The sequence below is a fragment of the Mesorhizobium sp. M7A.F.Ca.CA.003.01.2.1 genome (assembly GCF_003998945.1).
Classification (GTDB): domain Bacteria; phylum Pseudomonadota; class Alphaproteobacteria; order Rhizobiales; family Rhizobiaceae; genus Mesorhizobium; species Mesorhizobium ciceri.
Genome location: NZ_RZRA01000575.1, coordinates 1 through 3,683, shown reverse-complemented (window position 1 = coordinate 3,683; position 3,683 = coordinate 1). Strand labels below are relative to the sequence as shown.

4 protein-coding genes and 1 pseudogene are annotated in these 3,683 nt (G+C 63.6%); 4 read left to right on the top strand and 1 reads right to left on the bottom strand.

Going from position 1 to position 3,683, the window contains the following annotated elements:
* The 4 genes and pseudogenes from EN969_RS21390 to EN969_RS21375 all read left to right on the top strand — a co-directional run.
* Positions 1–405: pseudogene (locus EN969_RS21390) on the top strand (dihydroneopterin aldolase); the annotation flags it as partial.
* A 3-nt stretch (positions 406–408) separates the two neighbouring features.
* Positions 409–960 carry a flavoprotein gene (locus EN969_RS21385; protein ID WP_013532041.1) on the top strand — a complete coding sequence of 184 codons (552 nt, stop codon included), beginning with the start codon at positions 409–411 and terminating at the stop codon, positions 958–960.
* On the top strand, positions 953–2,347 hold the full coding sequence (locus EN969_RS21380; protein WP_063167852.1) for a DUF6513 domain-containing protein: 1,395 nt from the start codon (positions 953–955) through the stop codon (positions 2,345–2,347). The genes EN969_RS21385 and EN969_RS21380 overlap by 8 nt, the downstream gene beginning before the upstream one ends.
* Positions 2,348–2,351: 4 nt before the next feature.
* A complete protein-coding gene (locus EN969_RS21375) occupies positions 2,352–2,942 on the top strand; it encodes a DUF447 domain-containing protein (RefSeq protein WP_127419370.1) in 591 nt (196 codons plus the stop codon).
* Between the two features lie 20 nt (positions 2,943–2,962).
* Here the strand turns inward: EN969_RS21375 and EN969_RS21370 are convergent.
* A partial coding sequence (locus tag EN969_RS21370) for a hydantoinase/oxoprolinase family protein (protein ID WP_127419369.1) occupies positions 2,963–3,683 on the bottom strand: 721 nt, incomplete at its 5' end.

Sequence of the window (3,683 nt, the reverse complement as noted above, 5' to 3'; positions counted from 1 at the left end):
CATCCAGCGCCGGCACGGTCGCTGGACGAGATCGGGCGAGTGTTGGAGGCGGGGAAGGTTCCGGTGTGGCTGCCGTCGTCACTGGCACTGCCGGCGCTGGATGTTCCGGCCTCCTGGGACATTACCTCCGATTCTCTGGCCGCCTGGCTTGCCGGCAAGCTTGGCGCAAACGCGCTGTTGCTTGTCAAGCAGACCGGTGCATTCTTCGACAGCGATACCGCTGACAGCCTGAGGGCCCGAGGCATTGTCGACCCAGGCTTTGCCGCCATGCTGCCCGACGGCATCGATTTCCATCTCGCCGGTCCGAAGGATGCTGCCGGGGCCAGCGCGATGCTCGCGTCGGGCAAGCTGCCCGGCATCCGGATAGTGGCTTCAACAGGGTCGTCGGCAAAGAAGGCGGGATAGCCGATGGTGAAGCTGCATGTGCCGCGCTGGGCGTGGGTTTTGACGGGTTCCGGGCATTTTTTTACGGAGAGCTTCGCACTTGTTCGCCAGCTCGAACATTGCGATGTCTTCGTGTCTAAGGCCGCCAACGAAGTGCTGCGCATGTACAAGCTTAAACTTGATTTCCCGGAGACGACGCGCGTGCTGCACGACAAGACCGCAAGCGCGATCCCGGTCGGCGAATTCTACCACGGTGTCTATCACACGGTCGTGGTGGCGCCGGCCACGTCCAACACGGTCGCCAAATGCGTGCATGGCATTTCCGACACGCTCGCCACCAATGTCTTTGCCCAAGCGGGAAAGTGCCGTGTGCCAGCCATCGTCTTTGCTTGCGACACTGCGCCGGAACTCGAAACCCAGGCACCGCACGGACTGGTCAAGGTCTATCCGCGCAGGATCGACCTGGAAAATACCAAACAGTTGAAGAGTTTCGAGCGGACCCTGGTGGTCGAGTCGCTCGCTGATCTCGAAGCCTCGCTCACACGGCGCCAGGCCGAACTCGCAAGCGATGGCTGAGCGGCTGGTTTTTCTTACCGGCCATCTGGCCAAGGCGCGGCTGGAACGGCTGCTGACCGGGCTGGGCAGAACCGAATTCGTGTGGGAAATCGTCGACGTCGGCGTCAAGGTCGCCGCGCTGATGAGCGAGGACATCGTGAAGCGTCGGCTCACTCTGACAGGAGACGTCGACCGCGTCATCCTGCCCGGACGCTATCGGGGAAACATCGAACACCTGTCGGAGCATTTCGGCGTGCCCTTTGTGCGCGGCCCCGACGAGATCGCCGACCTTCCGGCCTTCCTTGGCCGGGCGGGCAAACCGCCGGATCTGACGCGTCACGATATGCGCATCTTCGCCGAGATCGTCGATGCGCCGATGCTGTCGGTCGAGGCCCTGATGGCGAGGGCCTCGATGCTGGCTGCGGCCGGCGCGGATGTCATCGATCTGGGCTGCCTGCCGGAGACGCCGTTTCCGTTGCTGGCTGAGGCAGTGCGGGCACTCAAGGCACAGGGGTTTGTGGTCAGCGTCGATTCGGCCAGCGCAGACGAACTGTCGATCGGTGCGCACGCCGGCGCGGACTATCTTCTCAGCCTCGATGAGAACACGCTGCCGTTGATCTTCGACCATCGGGCTACGGCAGTGTTGATACCCTCCATCCCCGGCGATCTGGATTCGCTCGGCCGGGCGATTACCGCGGCACAAAAGGCCGGCGTCGCCTTCATTGCCGATCCCGTGCTCGACCCGATCCATTTCGGCTTCGCCGTTTCACTCGGGCGCTTCATCGAGGCGCGGCGCCGTTGGCCGGACATCGAATTGCTGATGGGCACCGGCAATCTCACCGAATTGACCGACGCCGACAGTTCCGGCGTTACAGCCGTGCTAGCGGGGCTCTGCTCGGAACTCCGGATCCGGAACGTGCTGACGGTGCATGTCAGCCCACACACGGTGCGGACGATCGAGGAGCACGATATCGCCCGCCGCGTCATGTTGGCTGCTTGCACGGACGGCGCGTTGCCGCGCGGCTATCACCCAGGCCTGTTGCAGGTCCACGATCGCAAGCCTTTCACAGCCTCAACCGACGATATCGAGGCATTGGCGGCCCAGGTGCGCGATGCCAACTTCCGGATCGCGGTAGCGGAGGACGGCATCCATGTTTTCAATAGCAAAGGGCATGCGGTTGCCACGGATGCGTTCGAACTTTTTGCCTGGCTGGACGTCAACGCCGACGGCGCACACGCTTTTTACCTCGGCGCGGAACTGATGAAGGCGGAGATCGCGTGGCGGCTCGGCAAGCGTTATGTGCAGGACGAGCCGCTCGCATGGGGCGTTGCCGCGCCGGCACCCGAAACCGACCGTACCCGTCTTGCCGAGCCGGGCAAGACGCTCCGCGCAAGGAAAGAGCGCTAGGACCATGCCCTACATTCGCGAATCGATCATCACGACGGTCAATAAGGCAGGCAACGTCCACATCGCGCCGATTGGCATCATTGCCGAGAATGACGGTTGGGTTATCGCGCCGTTCCGGCCGTCGGTCACGCTCGACAATCTCGCCGAAGTGCCGTTCGCCATCGCCAATTATACTGACGACGCGCGTGTCTTTGCCGGCTGCCTGACAGGCCGCAAGCATTGGCCAACCGTTCCGGTTGACGGGTTCCCGGTGCCGAGGCTCGAGGCGGCGCTGGCGTATTCGGGCCTCGAAGTCCGGGCGGTCGATGACAATGGTGTGCGCCCCCGCCATTTCTGCCGCGTGGTGCGGGAGGAAACGCTCGCGCCGTTCACCGGCCTCAACCGAGCCAAGGCGGCGGTGCTTGAGCTGGCCATCCTGGTCAGCCGGCTCAGCATGCTGCCGCGCAACAAGATCGAGGCGGAAATCGCCTACCTTTCGATCGCCATCGAAAAGACGGCAGGCGACGGTGAAAAGGAAGCCTGGGGCTGGCTGATGCAGCGTGTCAGCGATCACTTGACCGCCAAAGGTTCGGATAGCGAGGACTCGCGAGCATAGGCGCGAGCGCCGCAACCTGCTTACGAAGGATATCCCGCCAAAAGCGCCACTGCGGACGCAGGTGCCGCGCTGCTCGCTTGCCCGCGAACAGTGTCATCGGCGGGGATGATGTCGGCGAAATCGACGTAACTGCGTTCCATGCGTTCGGCCAGCCGCCTGATCTGCCAGCGACCGCTTCCGGCGCCGACGATCGGGACATCCCGAGACAGGGTTCCGGCAACCAGCGCCGCTGCATCGTGCACTTTGCGCAGTTGCTGCTCGCTGAACCAGCGCGCGACTTCACCCCATTCCGGCGGGGTGAGGTCGGTGGCGTCGCGCCCCACCATGCGCGCCAGCCGCGCGATCGAGCCGTCCACAGTCTTTTCCTTGCCGTCGGCGGGAGGGTGCCTGTCGTCGTCCTCGTCGAGCACGCCCAGGATGCGGTGAGCGTCGGCGATCGAGGCGAAATATTCGTTCATCAGCGGCGTTAGCCTGCCATGGACGGGAGCCGACGAGGCTACGCCGAACAGGAATGTCCTGGTAAAGCCGGTATAGACCAATTCGCCGGTTAGAAGCCGTCCGGCATCGGTGTAGCCGTCATTGGCCACGGCGCCGTTCTTGATGGCGATAATATCGGTGGTGGTGGAGCCCATGTCGACGAACAGGGCATCGCCGGCGAGTTTTGCCACCAACAAGGCTGTCGCGTGCCAATTGGCGGAAGCCACATCGGCGGTCAGCTGCGCTGCCCGCTCGACTCCGACG

Bases quoted from the DNA above. Each gene is read 5' to 3' on its own strand.
- EN969_RS21385 (WP_013532041.1), top strand. From the start codon at position 409: ATGGTGAAGCTGCATGTGCCGCGCTGGGCGTGGGTTTTGACGGGTTCC.
- EN969_RS21380 (WP_063167852.1), top strand. From the start codon at position 953: ATGGCTGAGCGGCTGGTTTTTCTTACCGGCCATCTGGCCAAGGCGCGG.
- EN969_RS21375 (WP_127419370.1), top strand. From the start codon at position 2,352: ATGCCCTACATTCGCGAATCGATCATCACGACGGTCAATAAGGCAGGC.